Annotated in this window: 19 protein-coding genes; 7 read left to right on the top strand and 12 right to left on the bottom strand. The window is 39.0% G+C overall.

The window, feature by feature from the left end:
- Positions 1 to 376: 376 nt before the first annotated feature.
- On the top strand, positions 377 to 865 hold the full coding sequence (locus tag AC1M9L_RS02335) for a rhodanese-like domain-containing protein (RefSeq protein ID WP_092766120.1): 489 nt from the start codon (positions 377 to 379) through the stop codon (positions 863 to 865).
- A gap of 64 nt (positions 866 to 929) precedes the next feature.
- On the opposite strand, the gene AC1M9L_RS02340 is transcribed toward AC1M9L_RS02335, so the two are convergent.
- Complete coding sequence (locus AC1M9L_RS02340; protein WP_180027588.1) at positions 930 to 1,355, bottom strand: OsmC family protein; 426 nt, start codon at positions 1,353 to 1,355, stop codon at positions 930 to 932.
- A gap of 149 nt (positions 1,356 to 1,504) precedes the next feature.
- Between AC1M9L_RS02340 and crp the strand changes: the two genes are divergently transcribed.
- Together crp and AC1M9L_RS02350 are read left to right on the top strand one after the other, a co-directional pair.
- Positions 1,505 to 2,218 (top strand): cAMP-activated global transcriptional regulator CRP, encoded by a 714-nt coding sequence (crp, locus tag AC1M9L_RS02345; RefSeq protein ID WP_035265881.1) that lies wholly within the window; start codon positions 1,505 to 1,507, stop codon positions 2,216 to 2,218.
- 159 nt (positions 2,219 to 2,377) lie between these two features.
- Positions 2,378 to 3,427, top strand: a complete 1,050-nt coding sequence (locus tag AC1M9L_RS02350) for an NADP(H)-dependent aldo-keto reductase (RefSeq protein ID WP_180027586.1) — start codon at positions 2,378 to 2,380, stop codon at positions 3,425 to 3,427.
- A gap of 116 nt (positions 3,428 to 3,543) precedes the next feature.
- On the opposite strand, the gene AC1M9L_RS02355 is transcribed toward AC1M9L_RS02350, so the two are convergent.
- The 5 genes from AC1M9L_RS02355 to gap all read right to left on the bottom strand — a co-directional run bounded on the left by AC1M9L_RS02355 (position 3,544) and on the right by gap (position 8,684).
- On the bottom strand, positions 3,544 to 4,320 hold the full coding sequence (locus AC1M9L_RS02355) for a M48 family metallopeptidase (protein ID WP_481591229.1): 777 nt from the start codon (positions 4,318 to 4,320) through the stop codon (positions 3,544 to 3,546).
- A 102-nt stretch (positions 4,321 to 4,422) separates the two neighbouring features.
- Entirely contained in the window at positions 4,423 to 4,731 is a 309-nt protein-coding gene (locus AC1M9L_RS02360) for a hypothetical protein (RefSeq protein WP_481591230.1), read from the bottom strand.
- 137 nt (positions 4,732 to 4,868) lie between these two features.
- Entirely contained in the window at positions 4,869 to 6,188 is a 1,320-nt protein-coding gene (locus AC1M9L_RS02365; RefSeq protein WP_035265875.1) for an adenylosuccinate synthase, read from the bottom strand.
- 70 nt (positions 6,189 to 6,258) lie between these two features.
- A complete protein-coding gene (locus AC1M9L_RS02370; protein WP_035265874.1) occupies positions 6,259 to 7,425 on the bottom strand; it encodes an ATP phosphoribosyltransferase regulatory subunit in 1,167 nt (388 codons plus the stop codon).
- Positions 7,426 to 7,652: 227 nt separating this feature from the next.
- The gene (gap, locus tag AC1M9L_RS02375) at positions 7,653 to 8,684 is read right to left on the bottom strand and encodes a type I glyceraldehyde-3-phosphate dehydrogenase (RefSeq protein ID WP_481588434.1); all 1,032 of its coding nucleotides are present in this window, start codon (positions 8,682 to 8,684) and stop codon (positions 7,653 to 7,655) included.
- A gap of 368 nt (positions 8,685 to 9,052) precedes the next feature.
- On the opposite strand from gap, the gene alaS reads away from it, so the two are divergent.
- The 3 genes from alaS to csrA all read left to right on the top strand — a co-directional run bounded on the left by alaS (position 9,053) and on the right by csrA (position 13,591).
- Complete coding sequence (alaS, locus tag AC1M9L_RS02380) at positions 9,053 to 11,746, top strand: alanine--tRNA ligase (protein ID WP_481591231.1); 2,694 nt, start codon at positions 9,053 to 9,055, stop codon at positions 11,744 to 11,746.
- Between the two features lie 65 nt (positions 11,747 to 11,811).
- On the top strand, positions 11,812 to 13,092 hold the full coding sequence (locus tag AC1M9L_RS02385; RefSeq protein WP_092766113.1) for an aspartate kinase: 1,281 nt from the start codon (positions 11,812 to 11,814) through the stop codon (positions 13,090 to 13,092).
- Positions 13,093 to 13,336: 244 nt separating this feature from the next.
- Positions 13,337 to 13,591 carry a carbon storage regulator CsrA gene (gene csrA, locus AC1M9L_RS02390; RefSeq protein WP_035265869.1) on the top strand — a complete coding sequence of 85 codons (255 nt, stop codon included), beginning with the start codon at positions 13,337 to 13,339 and terminating at the stop codon, positions 13,589 to 13,591.
- Between the two features lie 66 nt (positions 13,592 to 13,657).
- Here csrA and rnhB read toward each other — a convergent pair whose 3' ends face one another.
- Both rnhB and AC1M9L_RS02400 read right to left on the bottom strand, forming a co-directional pair.
- The gene (gene rnhB / locus AC1M9L_RS02395) at positions 13,658 to 14,224 is read right to left on the bottom strand and encodes a ribonuclease HII (protein ID WP_180027870.1); all 567 of its coding nucleotides are present in this window, start codon (positions 14,222 to 14,224) and stop codon (positions 13,658 to 13,660) included.
- 66 nt (positions 14,225 to 14,290) lie between these two features.
- Positions 14,291 to 14,671: a hypothetical protein gene (locus tag AC1M9L_RS02400; protein WP_481591232.1), complete on the bottom strand. Its 381-nt coding sequence runs from the start codon at positions 14,669 to 14,671 to the stop codon at positions 14,291 to 14,293.
- Positions 14,672 to 14,874: 203 nt separating this feature from the next.
- On the opposite strand from AC1M9L_RS02400, the gene AC1M9L_RS02405 reads away from it, so the two are divergent.
- Positions 14,875 to 15,432, top strand: a complete 558-nt coding sequence (locus AC1M9L_RS02405) for a cytochrome b (RefSeq protein ID WP_481591233.1) — start codon at positions 14,875 to 14,877, stop codon at positions 15,430 to 15,432.
- Positions 15,433 to 15,444: 12 nt separating this feature from the next.
- On the opposite strand, the gene AC1M9L_RS02410 is transcribed toward AC1M9L_RS02405, so the two are convergent.
- The 4 genes from AC1M9L_RS02410 to AC1M9L_RS02425 form a co-directional block, all read right to left on the bottom strand.
- Complete coding sequence (locus AC1M9L_RS02410) at positions 15,445 to 15,768, bottom strand: hypothetical protein (protein ID WP_481591234.1); 324 nt, start codon at positions 15,766 to 15,768, stop codon at positions 15,445 to 15,447.
- 130 nt (positions 15,769 to 15,898) lie between these two features.
- Entirely contained in the window at positions 15,899 to 16,897 is a 999-nt protein-coding gene (locus AC1M9L_RS02415) for an adenosine deaminase (RefSeq protein ID WP_481591235.1), read from the bottom strand.
- 72 nt (positions 16,898 to 16,969) lie between these two features.
- Entirely contained in the window at positions 16,970 to 18,289 is a 1,320-nt protein-coding gene (locus tag AC1M9L_RS02420) for an NCS2 family permease (RefSeq protein ID WP_481589776.1), read from the bottom strand.
- Positions 18,290 to 18,740: 451 nt separating this feature from the next.
- Complete coding sequence (locus AC1M9L_RS02425; RefSeq protein WP_092766106.1) at positions 18,741 to 18,857, bottom strand: hypothetical protein; 117 nt, start codon at positions 18,855 to 18,857, stop codon at positions 18,741 to 18,743.
- Between the last annotated feature and the right edge of the window lie 182 nt (positions 18,858 to 19,039).

Consider the following 19,039-nt stretch of genomic DNA (forward strand, 5'->3'; position numbering starts at 1 on the left):
TCGGTTTTTTAATTATTTTCTTATATTTCAATTATTTAAAAAATAAAGATAGATTATAATTATAATATTTGTGCTGCTCATACATTTTTCAATACCACTTCACAATTTTTTCATGGTGATTATGATATTTATCTAATATTCACTAGATATGACAAAGAAAATATATTCCCCGTAAACGGTCATTATTGTTCTCAAATCATCACATAGGAGTACGCCGAACTTATATCGACTTAATCGGTACATGTTGTGCAAAATCATTCAATATGAATTTATAAGATAAACAATCAATTTTATATTTATTTAAAGAATATAGATAAAACTTATAATAATCACCGTTTTCCATAAACGGATGATTTAATCATTCAGGCATACTTACATGAATCATTTTATAAATCTCTCAGAAAATAAAGTTCATCAAGATAAAATTAAATTTATTTTATCTGAAGCAAAAAAAAATGTAGAAGATCATACACTCCTTTTTGCAGGCTCTTTAAAACCCCAAGATGCGTGGCTTTTGTTCCAATCCCAACAAGCGATCATTATTGATGTCAGAACACATGAAGAGCGAAAATTCGTAGGTTATGTCGAACATTCAGAACATATTCCTTGGCTGACAGGCATCTCACTTGAACGTAACCCAGAGTTTTTAGAGAAGTTACAATCTTTTGTTAATGTATATGATATCATTTTGCTCATGTGCCGTAGTGGAAAGCGCTCCGCGGCAGCAGCGAGTGTGGCGTATAATGCTGGTTTCACAAACGTATATAATATCGATCAAGGTTTTGAAGGTGATTTAGATCCCAACTCCCATCGTGGTACTTACAATGGCTGGCGATTTCACAATCTGCCATGGGTACAAGAGTAAAATTGATTCGCTCAACTTACATAAAAAAAGCAACCTTAAGGTTGCTTTTTTCAACTCGATAAAATCAAGCTTCGGCTTCAATGATTTCAAAATCATGTGTAATTTCAACACCGCCATCTGAAAGCATTTTACTTGCTGAGCAATATTTTTCTGCAGATAGCTCAACCGCTTTAGCAACTTGCTTTTCTTTAACTGCTTTTCCTGTAACCACAAAATGCAAATGTATCTTCGTGAAAACCGCAGGAATTGTGTCTGCCCTCTCGGCTTTCAACTGACATTGAACACCCATCACATCTTGTCTAGATTTTTTTAATATGGTCACAATATCGAACGAAGCACACCCACCAAGCCCCATTAATATAAGTTCCATCGGACGTGGACCACGGTTTTCACCACCGTAAGCTTCAGCACCATCCATGATAATTTGGTGACCGCTTTCAGATTTTGCTTCAAAAGCAACATTCTCTAACCAATGTACGCTAGTATGCATTGCAACTACCTAAAAAAAACTATAAATTTACTTAGGACTGTACACTAGCATATATTGAGCTGATAAGGAATTTCACCTCTTATGCTTCACGTGGCAAGTTTATTTAGGTCTAAAGATCTAGTTACTATCCAAATCGGAATTTAAAAAGCATGACTTCTAATTTTTCACAACTTAGTACAGATGCTTTGTCGCCAGGTCAATTACCTGAATCTGTCAAAGCTTTGCTCAAGCGTGCGCACATCAATAGATTTCCAAAACGAACTTCAATTATTGATGCGGGCTCAGAGTCGAAATCTCTGTATCTAATTTTAAAAGGGTCGGTTTCAATTATTTTACGTGAAGATGATGAACGTGAAATTGTTGTAGCCTATTTAAACCCAGGGGACTTTTTTGGAGAGATGGGATTATTTGAAAGTAATCCTCAGCGTACTGCAGAAGTACGTACACGTGATGTATGTGAGATTGCTGAAATTTCATATGCTAACTTCCATGAAGTAAGTAAGCAGTATCCAGATCTTAGCTATGCGGTGTTCGCACAGCTCGTTCGTCGCTTAAAAAATACAACTCGAAAAGTAACTGACCTAGCATTTATTGATGTATCGGGTCGTATTGCACGTTGTTTAATCGACTTGTCAGCTCAACCTGAAGCAATGATTCTTCCAAATGGACGCCAAATTCGTATTACTCGTCAAGAAATTGGTCGTATTGTAGGTTGTTCACGTGAAATGGTTGGTCGTGTTCTTAAAACACTTGAAGAACAAGGCATGATTGAAACTGATGGTAAAGCTATCTTAATTTTTGATTCATCATTAGAAGCAGTAAATTCTGTTGAAGAAGACTTTGACAACAATGATGATGAATAAATTTTAATCTGATCTACATTCAAAAAAGCAAATCTGACGATTTGCTTTTTTATTGCCTTTTTTCTGAAAACTTTCGAATTTATTTTACATACGTTTTGAATCTTAGATTAGGTATGATTTCAATATATCAACTTAAAAAATACAGCAAGGATGTTGAGCATGAAATTTAATCGACTTGGGCAAACAGATATACACGTTCCCGAAATTTGTTTAGGAACAATGACCTTTGGTGAGCAAAATAGCCAGTCCGAGGCTTTCCAACAACTGGAATATGCACTCGAGCGGGGGTTAAATTTTTGGGATACTGCAGAGATGTACCCAGTACCACCTAAAGTCGAAACTCAAGGCGCGACGGAAGAAATTATCGGCAATTGGATTCAGCAGCGCGGCCAACGTGATCAACTTTTTCTTGCTTCAAAAATTGCAGGTCCAGGCCAAGGTGGTAGCAATATTAGAGGCGGCACAACTCGCTATACTGCCAGCGACATCAGCTCAGCCTTAGACTCAAATCTTAGACGCTTAAAAACTGACTATATTGATCTTTATCAGCTGCATTGGCCTCAACGCCCAACCAATATGTTTGGTCAATTGGGTTATACCAATCACCATGCTCACAGTACACTAGATATCACACCACTCGAGGAAACCTTATCTGCCCTTCAAGCGGAAATTAATAGAGGTAGAATTCGTTATATCGGACTCTCCAATGAGACACCATGGGGAACCATGAAATTTCTACATTTAGCTGAAAAGTTAGGGCTGTCTAAATTTGTTTCTGTACAAAACCCCTATAACTTATTAAATCGTACCTATGAAATCGGCATGTCGGAGATTGCTAAATTTGAAGGCATCGGTTTACTGGCCTATTCACCGCTCGCTTTTGGCTATTTAACAGGAAAATTTAGACATGGTGCGAGACCTGCAAATGCCAGAGTCACCTTATACTCTAGATTTGTGCGTTATAGTAATCCTGAAAGTGAATGGGCAACTGAACAATACGCCCTCTTAGCAGAAAAACATGGACTGACATTAACGCAATTGGCGTTAGCTTTCATTAAGCAGCAGTTCTTCGTGACCAGCACAATCATTGGTGCAACCGATTTAAATCAACTCAAAGAAAATATTGATGCTTTTAATGTGTCATTGTCAGAAGAAATACTTCAGGAAATTGAGATCATCCATAAACAACAGCCAAATCCAGCACCTTAAGTGTCTAATAAATTCGATTTCAATACATTTGAATCAAAGCCATACTGTGATAACAATTTACTAAGTGGTGAATATAAAAAAAGGATGCTAACGCATCCTTTTTTAGCTTTATTCTTTTAACGGCGACTTTGGTTATAAATCGCTTGAGCTGCAGGTAAGTTTTTACGCATCGCCTCAATTCGTTGAGCATTTGAAGGGTGTGTTGATAAGAAAGATGCATTGCCACCATTACTTGCTTTAGCCATTTTCTCCCATAATGTAATCGCTGCTTGTGGGTTATAACCAGCTCGAGCCATTAACATTAATCCACCCTGATCAGCACGGCTCTCCAAGTTACGTGAATAAGGCAACCCTACACCCAGTTGAGAACCAATTTGTGCAACTGCTGCGCCACCTTGACCTACCCCAGCTGCACTTAAACCAACACCTAAAGCCAAGTCAGTTAAAGCTTGAGCACCCAATTTACTTTTTGCATGCTCTTCCAAAGCATGGATCATTTCATGTCCCATGATGGCCGCAATTTCAGCATCTGTTAAATTTAAACGTTCCACAATACCTGTATAAAAAACAACTTTACCACCCGGCATGACAGAAGCATTTAATTCACTTGATTTAATTACAGATACCTGCCATTGGAATGACTGACCCGTTTGATTCATTTGATCAGCATATGGACGCAAACGATTGTAGACATTGGTAATACGCTTATAGGTATTTGAGCTTGTATCCAATAAGCCCTTGCTGCGAGCTGTATCAATGGCTTGCGAGTAACTTTGTGCAGCAGCTGCATTTAATGTCGCTGAGTCCGCACCCGCCATATCCGCAAATGTTGTACACCCTGAAATCGAGATTACCGCAGATGCTGTAAGACCGAGCAATAATTTGTTCTTCATTATAATGTTCCAATCTACTTGAAAGTACTTGTTCATAATTATAGACAAACTCAACTAAGCTTAATATCTCATTTTTCTTCACTTTTTTATTTGTTATGTAATTTAGTAAACAAATTGATAACTGATCCAAAAGACCAAACAAAAAATATTAAGCACGAGATAGGTTTGACTCCACGGTTTTAAACGAGTTTCAAGCTTCTCATCTTTACGTTTAAAAAATAAATAGGTGTTCTGAATTAAAATAATAGGGACCAATATGCAAGCGATCATAATCGACAGCCCAATAAAGACTTGGTAGACCACATCTTCGGCTACTGTTTGAGATCGAATTATCATCATCGCAATCGTGGGTGCCCCCCCCATTGCAAATAACAACGAATAAAACATTGTTCCAGAAGTATTTTTATGCATCCTGCACACTCTATTATTTTATACATTCGATTTTAACAATCTCTAAGATTCAGCACAGCCAATTTTTATACAACTTTGGTCGTTGTTTAGATCAAAAAAAGCCCTGTGATATCACAGGGCTTTTTTAAAACTTTTAATTAAGCTTCAAACGGGTGACGAAGAATAATGGTTTCATCACGGTCTGGACCAGTTGATACGATGTCGATTGGACATTCGATTAACTGTTCAAGTCGCTTAATATAGTTGATTGCTGCTTCTGGCAATTGGTCTAAAGATTTAGCACCAAAAGTAGACTCAGTCCAACCAGGCATTGTTTCGTAAATTGGTTTTAAAGTTTCAAATGCAAGTGCATCAGAAGAACCTACGCAGCCCGAATCTGCAGCTTCATAACCTACACAAATTTTGATTTCTTCTAAACCATCAAGAACGTCAAGTTTAGTCAAGCAAATACCCGAAAGTGAGTTTACTTCTACTGAACGACGAAGGATTTCAGCATCGAACCAACCACAGCGACGTTGGCGACCAGTAGATGCGCCAAATTCTGAACCTACAGTACCAAGGTGCTTACCAATTGCATCACCAACATCGTTTGCAGCATCATAAACCAACTCAGTTGGGAATGGACCTGCACCTACGCGAGTTGTATAAGCTTTGGTAATACCCAATACATAGTCAAGGTGTAATGGACCAAGACCAGAACCAGAACTCACACCACCAGCAGTCGTATTTGAAGATGTTACGTATGGATAAGTACCATGGTCAACATCAAGAAGTGAGCCTTGAGCACCTTCAAACATGATGTTGTCACCGTTCTTACGATATTTATGCAATTCGCCAGTAACATCAACAACCAGTGGAGCAACAACTTCACGCCATTGATCACATAACGCAAGCACGTCTTCAAGCTTAACCGCTTCTACACCGTAGAATTGTGTTAATTGGAAGTTATGGTATTCAAGTAACTCTTCAAGCAATGCTTTGAGATGATCACCACCACGCACTAAATCAGCGACACGAACCGCACGACGTGCAACTTTATCCTCATAAGCTGGACCAATACCACGACCTGTTGTACCAATCTTGGCATTCCCACGTTTTTTCTCACGTGCTTGGTCTAATGCAATATGGTTTGGCAAAATTAATGGACAGTTTGGAGAAATACGTAAACGTTCTTTAACTGGCACACCTTGCTCTTCAAGAATCGTCATCTCTTTGATTAACGCTTCAGGAGAAAGCACTACACCGTTACCAATTAAGCAAAGTACGTTTTCACGTAAAATACCAGATGGAATGAGGTGTAAAACAGTTTTCTTACCACCTACGACGAGAGTATGACCTGCATTGTGTCCACCTTGATAGCGAACAACTGCAGCCGCTTGATCTGTGAGCAGGTCAACGATTTTACCTTTACCTTCGTCGCCCCATTGGGTACCAAGTACCACAACATTCTTGCCCATAATAGCCTCATTGCATCATGCTGTTAAAATTGAAGAACATGATTTGAAATTTAGTATTCAAATCAGGTGATTAAATCTGTTCGAGTTTCCACTCACCCGCTTGATTCACCAACTGGTGAGTCGCGTTAGGTACTGAATTCAACTCATCTTGACCAAGCAACTGCACAACGCTTTTACCTTGATCACGTAATCCTTGAATTGCTTTGACTAGGTCAGCATTATTGCCCTTAGGTGCAACGATCACTTCCAATGCTTTAAATTGACCAGCGCTTAAAGCGTATAAGTCACATGAAAAGCCAGTTGCTGGACGTGCACGACCAAAATGCTCACCAATACCATCATAACGTCCACCTTGAGCTAATGGCGCAGCACGATTTGGTGCATACACTGCATACATTAAGCCAGTGTGATAGTGATATGAACGAAGCTCTACTACATCGATACCAATATGCAGATTTGGCCAACGTTGCTGAATCGCATCTTGTGTGCTTTGAACTGCATTAAATGCTTCTTGGAATGCCGAATCTTCTAAGATTTCTTGGCTTAAATGTGATTTTAAAGCGACTAAATCACTTGCATAACGACCAAGCGAATAAAAATCAGATCCGAATTTAAGTTGTTGCGTATATTCAGCAAGTTCTGGCAATGCTTTACGCTGATATAAATCAGATAGATGCGACTCTGTAGCTTTGTTCAATCCTGCATGTTTAACTAAGCTACGGAATAGACCAACGTGTCCAATATCTAAATGGATCGCCTCAGTTACACCTGTATTTTTTAATAATTCCAACATAACATCGATCATTTCGACGTCAGCATCGATACTGTCTGAACCAAACAACTCAGCACCGAGCTGTAAAGGCGCACGTGTGGTATTGAAACCTTGTGGTTTGGTATGAAGTACCGTTCCAGCGTAGCAATAGCGTGCAACACCTTCAACTGGATACACGTGTGCATCAATACGCGCCACCTGAGGCGTCATATCTGCACGCACACCAAGTAAACGACCTGAAAGTTGATCGATTACTTTAAATGTGGCTAAGTCTAAATCTTGATTCGATTCTGAAAGAGAAGATAGAGATTCGATGTATTCAATAAATGGCGTGTACACCAATTGATAACCTCGAGCTGCGAGGAAATCTAACGCGGTACGACGCAAAGTTTCAATAACTTGCGCTTGCTCTGGTAATACATCAGCTACACCATCAGGTAATAACCATGTCTCTGAAATGGGCATGTTGTAAACCTAAATTCTGTCAGCGCGGAACAAATCCGCATAAAAAAATCGGGAACACACCCGATTTCTCCTAGTCTATCACGATCAACCCCCATGTGCATCAGACTTTTGAATAATTAAATCGGAATTTTAGATTATTCATAAGCTTCTATTGGTAATTCTGAACGCACTAGCAGTTGATCTATGTTATAGACTTAAGCCTTTATAAAAGACACAGCATTTCAGTTTCATGACTGATCTGGAAATGAATGACATAAATCTAGTAAACGATTGGTATATCCCCACTCATTATCATACCAAGCATAGACTTTAGCTTGCTTCCCGACCACCATGGTTTGAGTTAAATCTACAATGAGTGAAAACGGAGAATGATTAAAGTCAGATGATACTAAAGGCTCATCTGTTACCGACATAATTTCCGAAAATTGCTCTCGTGCTGCTGAAATTAACGCTTCATTTAACTGATGGTCTGTAATTGGCTGTTGCGCTATAAATGTCAAATCAATAGCTGCCACATTAATGGTAGGAACACGAATTGAGTAACCATCTATTCGCCCTTCCATTTTTGGCATGACACGTTTGATTGCACCTAGAGCAGATGAAGTCGTTGGAATAATGTTTTGCCCAGATGCCCTCGCACGACGTAAATCGCGGTGAACATGATCTAAAACGGATTGATCCGCTGTAACAGCATGAATTTCTGTCATTAACGCACTTTCTATGCCAAAGGCATCGTCAATAATTTTGACCAGAGGAACCAATGCTTGTGTCGTACATGAAACACTCGAAATAATCTGATCCGTAGTTTTAACCTCTGTATGATTTACCCCGTAGACAATTGCAGCATCAACCGTATCAAAAGGTGCAGCCCCAATTATCACACGTTGAGCGCCAGCATTGAGATGGCGTGTCGCTTCTGCTCGAGATCTAAATAAACCAGTACACTCTAAAACAACATCAACGTTTAAACGCTTCCATGGCAGTTGATCAGGTTCTGTTTGACAGTGGACTTCAATAGATAATTTTTTTTGATAGGCATAAATATTGAGAAATACTTGCTCTGCAACATAACTCAACTCCACTTCCCCATGAAATCTTCCATGTGTGGTGTCATATTTAAATAAATGAATTAAAGTTTCTACATCAGCCACATCATTAATCGCAACGATTTCAAAATTGAATTGTTTTGGATTTTCAAACCAAGCTCTTAAAACATTTCGCCCGATTCGTCCAAATCCATTAATTGCGATACGCTGCATATGTAACCTTCAACTCTTTAATACAAGTTCTTGAAAGCTCTATGTTAAAGTATTTCTAAAATATTCAGTAATAAATAATGGTCTTATGACTACTCAATATTTTTGATTGATCTTCGTGCGAGATACACTGCTTAAGCATTTGAAAATGATCTCAACACCAATAATGATTAAAATTTCACCTAAAATCAGAATTAAAGAGAATTGTCATTAAAACACTTTAAAATCATTGGTACAGGTGGCAAATTCCGTTATAATTTGGCGTTTTTAAACTTTTAGCCCGATATGCTGGGGTGAATTTTTTTGTGAATTCGCACTTTATTTCCCAGACATATTATTTGCCAATACAGAATTAATGGAGTGACTTGGTTGTGAGTACTCGTTTTATGACATCAGCTGAAATTCGTGAAGCATTTTTGCGTTACTTTGAATCGCAAGGCCACACACGTGTCGCGTCGAGTTCTCTAGTTCCTGCCAACGACCCAACTTTGCTCTTTACAAATGCTGGTATGAACCAGTTCAAAGATTGCTTCTTAGGCCTAGAAAAACGAGATTATGTACGTGCAGTGTCATCACAAAAATGTGTTCGTGCTGGCGGTAAACATAACGACTTAGATAACGTGGGCTACACAGCTCGTCACCATACGTTTTTTGAAATGTTAGGTAACTTCTCTTTCGGAGATTACTTTAAACGTGACGCGATTAAATTCGCTTGGGATTTCTTAACCAATGAAAAATGGTTAGGTCTACCTAAAGACAAATTATATGCAACGGTTTATCACACTGATGATGAAGCATTCGACATCTGGAACAAAGAAATCGGTCTAGATGAGTCTCGCATTATCCGTATCGGCGACAACAAAGGCGGTCAATACGCTTCAGATAACTTCTGGGCAATGGGCGATACAGGTCCTTGTGGTCCATGTTCTGAAATTTTCTATGACCATGGCGATCACATTTGGGGCGGCTTACCAGGCACACCTGAAGAAGATGGCGACCGCTTCATCGAAATTTGGAACAACGTATTCATGCAGTTTAACCGTACTGCTGATGGCGTACTCCATCCGCTTCCTGCTCCGTCTGTCGATACAGGTATGGGCTTAGAGCGTATTTCTGCTGTTTTACAACACGTCAACTCAAACTACGAAATTGATCTATTCCAACACCTATTAAAAGCTGCAGCTGAAATTATTGGTTTAGATACTGCTGAACTTGAAGCGAAAGCGCAAGCGGAAGGCAAACCAGTTGAATACCCAGCATCACTTAAAGTCGTTGCCGACCATGCACGCTCGTGCTCATTCCTAATCGCTGATGGCGTAAACCCATCAAATGAAGGGCGTGGCTACGTTCTACGTCGTATCATCCGTCGTGCAGTTCGTCATGGTAACAAGTTGGGTGCGACAGGTTCATTCTTCCACAAAATGTTAAAGCCTTTAATTGAGGTGATGGGCGCTGCCTATCCTGAACTTGAAGCACAACAAGCGCGTATCGAAGCGCAACTTTTAAAAGAAGAAGAGCAATTTGCTAAAACCTTAGAACAAGGTTTGAAATTGCTTGAGGGCGAACTTGCGAACTTAAAAGGTTCTGTAATTCCAGGCGAAGTAGTATTCAAACTTTACGACACGTACGGCTTCCCAACTGACTTAACGGCTGACATCGCACGTGAACGTGATTTAACGATTGACGAAGCTGGTTTTGAAAAAGAAATGGCTGCTCAACGTCAACGTGCACGTGATGCGGGTAAATTCGCAATCGACTACAACAGCGTTGTAAAAGTTGAAGGCGAAACTCAGTTTGACGGCTACGATGCAACTGCTGGTGAGGGTCAAATCATCGCAATCTATAAAGATGGCGAACAAGTTGATGAAGTCGTTGAAGGTGATGAAGCTTTAATCGTTCTAAACCAAACACCTTTCTATGCAGAAAGCGGTGGTCAAATCGGTGATACAGGTATCTTTAAAAACGATACAGGTATTTTCGAAGTTCAAGACACGAAAAAATCTGGTGGTGCGTTCGTTCACCAAGGTATCGTGACCATGGGTAACTTTAAAGTTACTCAAAATGTAGAAGCAACAGTTAAAGCAGACATCCGTGCAGCAACAGCACGTAACCACTCTGCGACTCACCTTCTACATGCTGCACTTCGTCAAATCTTGGGTTCACATGTTCAACAAAAAGGTTCATTGGTTGCTTCTGACGTGTTACGTTTCGACTTTGCCAATGATCAACCCGTGACATTTGAACAGATTCAAGAAATTGAACGTCTGGTAAATGCTGAAGTGATTGCCAATACGCCTGTAACAACCGAACTCCTTGACATCGAATCTGCAAAAGCTAAAGGCGCGATGATGTTGTTTGGTGAGAAATATGGCGAAGAAGTTCGCGTACTTTCTATGGGTTCAATCATTGAAGAGAAAAACTTCTCGATCGAACTTTGTGGCGGCATTCACGTAAAACGTACAGGTGACATTGGTCTGTTCAAAATCACTTCTGAAGGCGGTGTTGCTGCAGGTGTACGTCGTATTGAAGCAGTTACAGGTTCGAAAGCAATTGAGGTGGCTCAAAAAGCTGATCGAGACATCAACACGATTAATGGCTTATTGAAAGCACAAAAAGATCAAACGATTGAGAAAGTTGAAGCCTTAGCGGACACAGCATCAAGCTTACAAAAGCAAATCGATCAATTGAATCAAAAACTTGCACATTTACAGGCGGGTGAACTACTTAGCCAAGTTAAGGAAATTGCAGGTCGCAAAACGTTAATCACGACTGTTCAAGGTATGGATGCGAAATCACTTCGCAATCTACACGACGGTGTGAAATCAAAATTAGAAAATGCTGTGATTGTCCTTGCAGGTGTAGAGGGTGACAAGGTGAGCTTGATCGCATCTGTAGCTAAAGACTTCACAGCTTCTATAAAAGCAGGTGACATCATCAAACACTTAGCAACTGAGCTAGGTGGTAAAGGTGGTGGTAAGCCTGATTTGGCACAAGGTGGCGCGCCACTTAACGAGAAGTTTGCTTCTGTCATGGCAGAATTAACTGCTTGGCTAGCTGCAAAATAAAACTTCACCTTTTGTGTAACTGACCTTGAACAACTCTTCAAGGTCATGGTTTATATGGAACAACTATGGCATTAATCGTTCAAAAATATGGCGGTACTTCAATGGGTACTCCTGAGCGCATTTTAAATGTTGCTCGTCGTGTAAAGCGTTGGCATGATCACGGCCACAAGGTTGTGGTTGTTGTATCAGCAATGAGTGGTGAAACTAATCGCCTACTCGCTTTAGCGAAAGCCATTACCGACACCCCTGACCCACGAGAATTAGACCAAATGGTTTCAACGGGTGAACAGGTAACGATTTCAATGTTAGCAATGGCACTGAATTCTATCGGTGTGGAAGCGAAATCTTTGACTGGACGCCAAGTTGGTATTAAAACTGACAGCTCATTCACAAAAGCACGTATTGAATCAATTGATACAGATGTCATGACTGAACAATTGGATGCTGGTCGTGTCATCGTTGTTGCAGGTTTCCAAGGTTTTGATGCTAATGGAAACACAACAACTTTGGGTCGTGGTGGTTCTGATACTTCTGGTGTTGCATTAGCAGCTGCACTCAAAGCGGATGAATGCCAAATTTATACAGATGTGGATGGTGTATATACAACAGATCCACGTGTTGCACCAAAAGCGAAGAAAGTTGATCGTATTTCTTTTGAAGAAATGCTTGAAATGGCTTCTCTTGGTTCTAAAGTTTTACAGATCCGTTCTGTTGAGTTCGCGGGTAAATATCAAGTCCCTTTACGCGTACTCTCTAGCTTCGACAATGAAAATGATGGCGCATTTGACGAAGAATTTAAAAACAACGTCGGAACACTTATCACTACTGAATTGGAAGACAACATGGAACAGCCAATTATCTCTGGTATCGCATTTAACCGTGACGAAGCTAAATTAACTATCTTAGGTGTGCCTGATCTTCCTGGTATTGCATCTAAAATTTTAAAACCGATTGGTGATGCTAATATCGAAGTGGATATGATCATCCAAAACGTTGAAGAAGATGGTACAACTGACTTCACATTCACAGTCAATCGTGGCGAACTTGCTAAAGCTAAAAAAATTCTTGAAGAAACTGCTCAAGCAATCGGTGCTCGTGAAGTTGCAACACGTGATGATATTGTAAAAGTATCTATCGTAGGTGTTGGTATGCGCTCTCATGCTGGTGTTGCAAGTAAAATGTTTACAGCACTTGCTGATGAAGGCATCAATATCCTGATGATTTCAACTTCTGAAATCAAAATCTCTGTTATTATTGAAGAAAATTATTTAGAGCTTGCTGTTCGCTCACTTCACACTGCGTTTGGTCTTGACCGCGAACATGGTGAGTCTAGCGCACGTGCTTAATTTTCTGCCATGAGTTAGCAGAAACAATGCATACTTGATGAAGAAATATTCAGAGCCACTATAGTTTTTCCTATAGTGGCTCTGTTATATTAGGTCTAGAGGTTTATGGGATAATTTCAATAGTCCTGTGCGAATGGTTAAATTCGTCACATTTATCTATTAAAATATTTCGTGGTGCCGAGGTTGTTATTTTCACTTTTTGAAAAAACTATCGCAGGTTTAGCGTTTAAGCAAGGAGATAAACATGCTGATTCTCACCCGTCGTGTTGGTGAAACATTAATGATTGGGGATCAAGTCAGTGTCACTGTACTTGGTGTAAAAGGTAACCAAGTGCGAATTGGTGTGAATGCGCCTAAAGAAGTATCTGTACATCGTGAAGAAATCTATCAACGAATTCAGCATGAACGTGCGATGCATGAGCACTTGCAACATCTTGACCAAGATTACCAACCTTCTTACGAAGAAGAGAATTACACTCAAAATGATTTCAATCGTTGATTAGAAATGATTTTGTGACTAAAGCGGCTAAATTTAGCCGCTTTAAATTTTTGGTGTTTAAGCTGTTTAAAGTCCCAATGATTTGCGTACTGGACCAAAACTACGCCTGTGCTCTTCAACCACGCCAAACTGTGCAATAGCTTCAAAATGAGCTTTGGTCGGGTAGCCTTTATGTTTTGCAAAACCAAACTGAGGATATTTAGCATCAAGTTCTAACATTTGATGATCACGTGTCACCTTAGCCAGGATACTGGCAGCAGAAATTTCTGGATGTAATGCATCTCCTCCAACTACAGCATCACAACTCATACTCAATCCTTGGGGAATTTTATTACCATCAACCAATACATGTTGTGGTTGCACAGTCAATTGTTCAACGGCACGACGCATTGCCAACAACGAAGCATTCAATATATTGAGTTCATCAATTTCTTGATGACTCGCTTCAGCGATAGCCCAAGCTAGTGCTTTTTCTTTGATCTCTATAAATAATTTTTCACGTTTCTTTTCACTGAGTTTTTTAGAATCATTTAACCCAAGAATCGGATTGTTAGGATCCAAAATTACAGCAGCCGCAACGACCGATCCCACCAGTGGACCGCGCCCTGCTTCATCAGCACCAGCAATCAACATCATTTTCCTAATTTATCCTTAAAAAAATAGGCCGATCAAAATCAGCCTATTCATATATCTTTAAAATTAACGTACAGCTTCAGCTACACATTCATTAATAGTTTTAGTCACGATATTGCTGACGATTGTTGCACGTGCTGTTGGATCAATCGCTGCTGTAGCCAAATCAACCGTAGTTACGCTTTGAGGAGCTTTTTCACTTACACATCCACAAATTTCACCTTGGATATTTTCTTTCTGCTGTGCAGTCATTAATTTCGTTGCAGTTTTCCACGCAGAAATATTGTTCAATTCAGTTGTGCATTTTGCATTGATCGCAATTTTAAGTGCAGCCGAACCTAACTGTTGAGTGGTATTTGCGGCAGGTGATGATGTCCCTGTTGTACCTGTAGCACAAGCTCCGAGCACTAATGTCATTGGTGCGAGTAAAGCGATTAATTTTTTCACAGTATTGTCCTTATGATCTTACGAATTGAGCTATTTTGCCTAATGTAACATCATGAAGAAATAGATTTTTTGTATTTCCCGACTATATGTTCAGTTATAAGTCGCATTCCGTTGCATATTTTCAACACTGTGTCCCATTTCAATACTTATAAATAATTTATGCTTAAATTATTATGTGCGAAATTCAATCATAAGTTTATATCATGAATAATAAATCCAAATATTACACACGTACAGCTCAAATCTTGCATTGGGTCATGGCGATTATTTTTATCACGGCGTGGGCGATCGGCTTTTATAGCGGCAATTTTTTAAGTTATGAAGTAGATGGTAGCTTCAAAGGTGACGTCATCACGCTTCACAAAAATATTGCAACCACCATTATTTTTCTGGTCGTGGTTCGTATCTTTTGGCGCTACACTCATCCTGCACCCGAGTTACCAGAGACAATGTCTCCCCTCATGAAAAGACTCTCACATTTAGGGCATCTTGGACTTTATTTTATGCTTCTGGCTTTACCAATTACGGGTTGCTTATGGAGTTGGAGTCTCGGCTACCCTGCACCAGTATTATTCTTATTTGATCTACCTGCTTTAATAGGTGAGAATCCTCAAGTAACTGAAATTGTAAAACCACTTCATATTTGGATTTCTTGGGCTGCAGGTTTACTTTTACTCGGACATATTGCTGCGGCATTAAAGCATCACTTTATAGATAAAGATCATGTCTTAGACAGCATGACCAAACAACCTAAAGATTGATTGAGTACGGCTCTAAATTTCTGAGTGAGATTTAGAGCTAATCACACATGCTTTTAGGCTATTCAACATGGCTTTTCGAATGACTTCTTGCTTGATATCTTCGTTAACTGTTGCTTTGGCAAGTTCCTGAGCCGGAATATCTTTTAAAGCATGATTTGATACACAATCACAGGTTTCTAATTTTAATTTCTTTTTGTTTTCTTCATTCATTAAATATGTCGTTATTTTCCATATTTTTGAATGGTCGACTTCACGCTCACATTGATACTGGATGACAGGCTTTAATATACGCTGTGTAAATGTCGTATTTGCATTCGCGATAACTACGGGCAACATTAGCAGACTCAAGCAAAACAAAGACTTCAATTTCAACATCACATTCGGCTCTATTGTTTAAAGCATATTAAACCAAAGGTGGGATTTTGCCCCCACCTTCCAGTATTTCACATAAACAAGTTTAACTGTTTTAAATTGCGAGAATTTTATCTTTCCACTTTTGTTTTTGCACATCGGAAATAAACGATGCTTCAAATGAATTTATAGCGAGTTGCTTTAATTCATGATTTGTTAAATCTAAGGCCTCAGCAATCGCAATAAAGTTATCATTCATATACCCACCGAAATAAGATGGATCATCTGAATTGACGGTTACATGCACACCCTGCTGTAACAAACGGCGAATATTATGATCTGCCATATCATCTACAACACAAAGCTTTAAATTTGATAATGGACAAACCGTTAAAGGCATTTTTTCAGCAATCAAACGCGCCAACAACTTTGGATCTTCTTCAGAGCGTACGCCGTGATCAATACGATTCACTTTAAGTAAATCCAAAGCTTCCCAGACATATTCTGCTGGACCTTCTTCACCTGCATGAGCAACAACCAAAAATCCTTCATCACGTGATTTTGCAAATACCCTTTCAAATTTAGAAGGTGGATGCCCAACTTCACTTGAATCTAACCCTACCCCAATAATTTGGTCTTTGTAAGGTAAAGCCTGTTCAAGTGTTTCAAATGCTGCCTCTTCACTCAAATGACGTAAGAAACACATAATCAAATGCGTTGTGATGCCTAATTTTACCTCAGCATCGTGGCAAGCTCGTTTTAAGCCTTTAATTACCGTTTCAAATGACACACCACGATCCGTATGGGTTTGCGGATCAAAAAACATTTCAGTATGAACCACTCGATCTTCTGCACATTTTTCAAAATATGCCCATGCAAGATCATAAAAATCTTGCTCATTGATCAATACATTCGCACCTGCATAGTAAATATCTAGAAATGATTGCAGATTGTGAAAATTATAAGCCTGTTTGACTTCTTCAACTGATTGATATGGGATTGCAATTTCATTGCGCTGAGCAATGGCAAACATCAACTCAGGTTCAAATGTCCCTTCAATATGGACATGAAGCTCAGCTTTAGGTAAAGCTTTAATTAACTCAACACGGTTCATTGCTACTCCTCATGAAACCAAAAATAAAAAGGGTGCAAACTGAGTTTACACCCTTTTAAAAACTGTTAAAAATTAGCCGCCAAACATTGCAAATTTTAGCGCCCATAATACTGCGATAATCCATACCATATATGGTACTGTAGATGCTTTACCTGTAAGTAACTTCACCAACGCATAACTGATAAAGCCCATGGCAATACCATCAGCGATTGAGTAAGTGAACGGCATAAACACGATCGTTAAGAAAGCAGGAACCGCTTCAGTAATATCATCCCAATCAATATGTGTAATACCCTGAATCATCAATACCCCTACAAAGAGTAAGGCTGGTGCAGTTGCAAATCCAGGAACAGATTGAGCCAACGGTGCTAAGAACAAACAAGCAATAAAAAGTAAGCCAACTATTACCGCTGTAAGACCTGTACGCCCCCCTGCTGCTACACCCGCAGAAGACTCAATATATGGTGTCGTTGATGATGTACCTAATGCAGCACCAGCAACAATCGCTGAAGAGTCGGCAAACAGAGCTTTCTTCAAACGTGGTAATTTACCATCTTTGAGTAAACCAGCACGATGTGAAACACCAACCAGCGTTCCTGTTGAATCAAATAGATCAACTAAGAAGAACACAAAAATTACACCGATTAAACTTGCGGTAAATAAGCCTTCAAAATCCATTTGCATGAATGTTGGTGCAATTGAAGGAATTTGACCAATCACACCTTTAAATTCACTCAATCCTAGGAATGTTGAGATTGCAGTCAGCACTAAAATACTAATGATAATCGCACCACGTATTTTAAAGTGATGCATAACAACAACCATCAAAAAACCGAATAAGGCTAAGAGAACGGTTGGTTGTTTTAAATCACCTAAACCCACTAGAGTCGCAGGATTATCCACAATGATGCCAGCATTTTTCAAAGCGATTAATGCTAGGAATAAACCAATACCACCACCAATAGCCAATTTTAAAGACATTGGAATGGCATTCACGATAGCTTCACGAATTTTAAACATACTGATCGCGATGAAGACCAGACCAGACACAAATACCGCAGCTAAAGCGGTTTGCCAAGGCACACCCATTCCTAAACATACCGAATAGGTGAAATATGCATTTAAGCCCATACCCGGAGCCAATGCGATTGGGTAATTGGCAATAATACCCATGACAAAACAACCAATTGCTGCTGCCAAACATGTCGCAACAAATACCGCACCATGATCCATTCCTGTTTCAGACAGAATCATTGGATTGACAATGATGATGTAGCACATTGTCAGGAATGTCGTCATCCCTGCAATCATTTCAGTTCGAAAAGTTGTTTTGTTTTCGCTTAGTTTAAATAAGCGTTCAAGCAAACCCGCTGAAGAATTTGGATTTGTCATTGTCGAGCCCCTGCTTAAGATCGAGCGAGTCGTAAAAATTATTTAGATCATTTATTCAATGATTCATTGGCAAATGTAGCTCAGATGACGCATTCAATAAACGTACCAAAATGACATTTCCGATAAATTGAAGCACAATTAAAAAAGCTGCAATAAAGCAGCTTTGATATGATGATCTATCAATTGAACAGTCGCTAGACAATTCGATCTATCGGGATATATTTTTAATTATAACATAGACTGAATTTGAAGGGCTGAATACACAGTCATAGGTTATAAAACGCTAAAATTTAATCTTTATTTAAATCACGTTAAAAAATATAAATTTAAATATACCCCTTAAAAAATCACTGATGATTTTTAGATCATTTAATTTTAAATGGTAGAGTAAATTAAGCTTGCTAACAGTGAATACTTTCTAAATTTGCACTCTTACCGATCAATATGAACATTATTTCATTTGGAGGTATTCCCAAATTAGGTAACCTAATCCAAAGCCCAAACAGGAATACGCAGTAATAATAAAGAAAACGAAACTTGCTTTATTCTTTTTTTTCAAGAAATTCATAATGCTCGCCTTAAGTTAACTCGTCATGCACTATGATAATGCATTTAGCTAATAATACCAGTTAAATAGAATTATTTCCCTTAAATATCAATAAATTACTATTTTTAATAAATACTATCAGTACTTTTCATAACAACTTCATTTTATGATAAAAAATTGAGCACCCTAACTAGATGCATCGA

The sequence above is a fragment of the Acinetobacter sp. ANC_7511 genome (assembly GCF_056779975.1).

Excerpts from the sequence above, each read along its gene's own strand:
- AC1M9L_RS02350 (WP_180027586.1), top strand. The coding sequence starts at position 2,378 with ATGAAATTTAATCGACTTGGGCAAACAGATATACACGTTCCCGAAATT.
- AC1M9L_RS02365 (WP_035265875.1), bottom strand. The coding sequence starts at position 6,188 with ATGGGCAAGAATGTTGTGGTACTTGGTACCCAATGGGGCGACGAAGGT.
- rnhB (WP_180027870.1), bottom strand. The coding sequence starts at position 14,224 with ATGTTGATTGCTGGTGCTGATGAAGCAGGGCGCGGTCCACTGGTGGGA.
- csrA (WP_035265869.1), top strand. The coding sequence starts at position 13,337 with ATGCTGATTCTCACCCGTCGTGTTGGTGAAACATTAATGATTGGGGAT.
- AC1M9L_RS02420 (WP_481589776.1), bottom strand. The coding sequence starts at position 18,289 with ATGACAAATCCAAATTCTTCAGCGGGTTTGCTTGAACGCTTATTTAAA.
- AC1M9L_RS02370 (WP_035265874.1), bottom strand. The coding sequence starts at position 7,425 with ATGCCCATTTCAGAGACATGGTTATTACCTGATGGTGTAGCTGATGTA.
- AC1M9L_RS02385 (WP_092766113.1), top strand. The coding sequence starts at position 11,812 with ATGGCATTAATCGTTCAAAAATATGGCGGTACTTCAATGGGTACTCCT.
- gap (WP_481588434.1), bottom strand. The coding sequence starts at position 8,684 with ATGCAGCGTATCGCAATTAATGGATTTGGACGAATCGGGCGAAATGTT.
- AC1M9L_RS02360 (WP_481591230.1), bottom strand. The coding sequence starts at position 4,731 with ATGCATAAAAATACTTCTGGAACAATGTTTTATTCGTTGTTATTTGCA.
- AC1M9L_RS02405 (WP_481591233.1), top strand. The coding sequence starts at position 14,875 with ATGAATAATAAATCCAAATATTACACACGTACAGCTCAAATCTTGCAT.
- AC1M9L_RS02335 (WP_092766120.1), top strand. The coding sequence starts at position 377 with ATGAATCATTTTATAAATCTCTCAGAAAATAAAGTTCATCAAGATAAA.
- crp (WP_035265881.1), top strand. The coding sequence starts at position 1,505 with ATGACTTCTAATTTTTCACAACTTAGTACAGATGCTTTGTCGCCAGGT.
- AC1M9L_RS02425 (WP_092766106.1), bottom strand. The coding sequence starts at position 18,857 with ATGAATTTCTTGAAAAAAAAGAATAAAGCAAGTTTCGTTTTCTTTATT.
- AC1M9L_RS02355 (WP_481591229.1), bottom strand. The coding sequence starts at position 4,320 with ATGAAGAACAAATTATTGCTCGGTCTTACAGCATCTGCGGTAATCTCG.
- AC1M9L_RS02410 (WP_481591234.1), bottom strand. The coding sequence starts at position 15,768 with ATGTTGCCCGTAGTTATCGCGAATGCAAATACGACATTTACACAGCGT.
- AC1M9L_RS02340 (WP_180027588.1), bottom strand. The coding sequence starts at position 1,355 with ATGCATACTAGCGTACATTGGTTAGAGAATGTTGCTTTTGAAGCAAAA.
- AC1M9L_RS02415 (WP_481591235.1), bottom strand. The coding sequence starts at position 16,897 with ATGAACCGTGTTGAGTTAATTAAAGCTTTACCTAAAGCTGAGCTTCAT.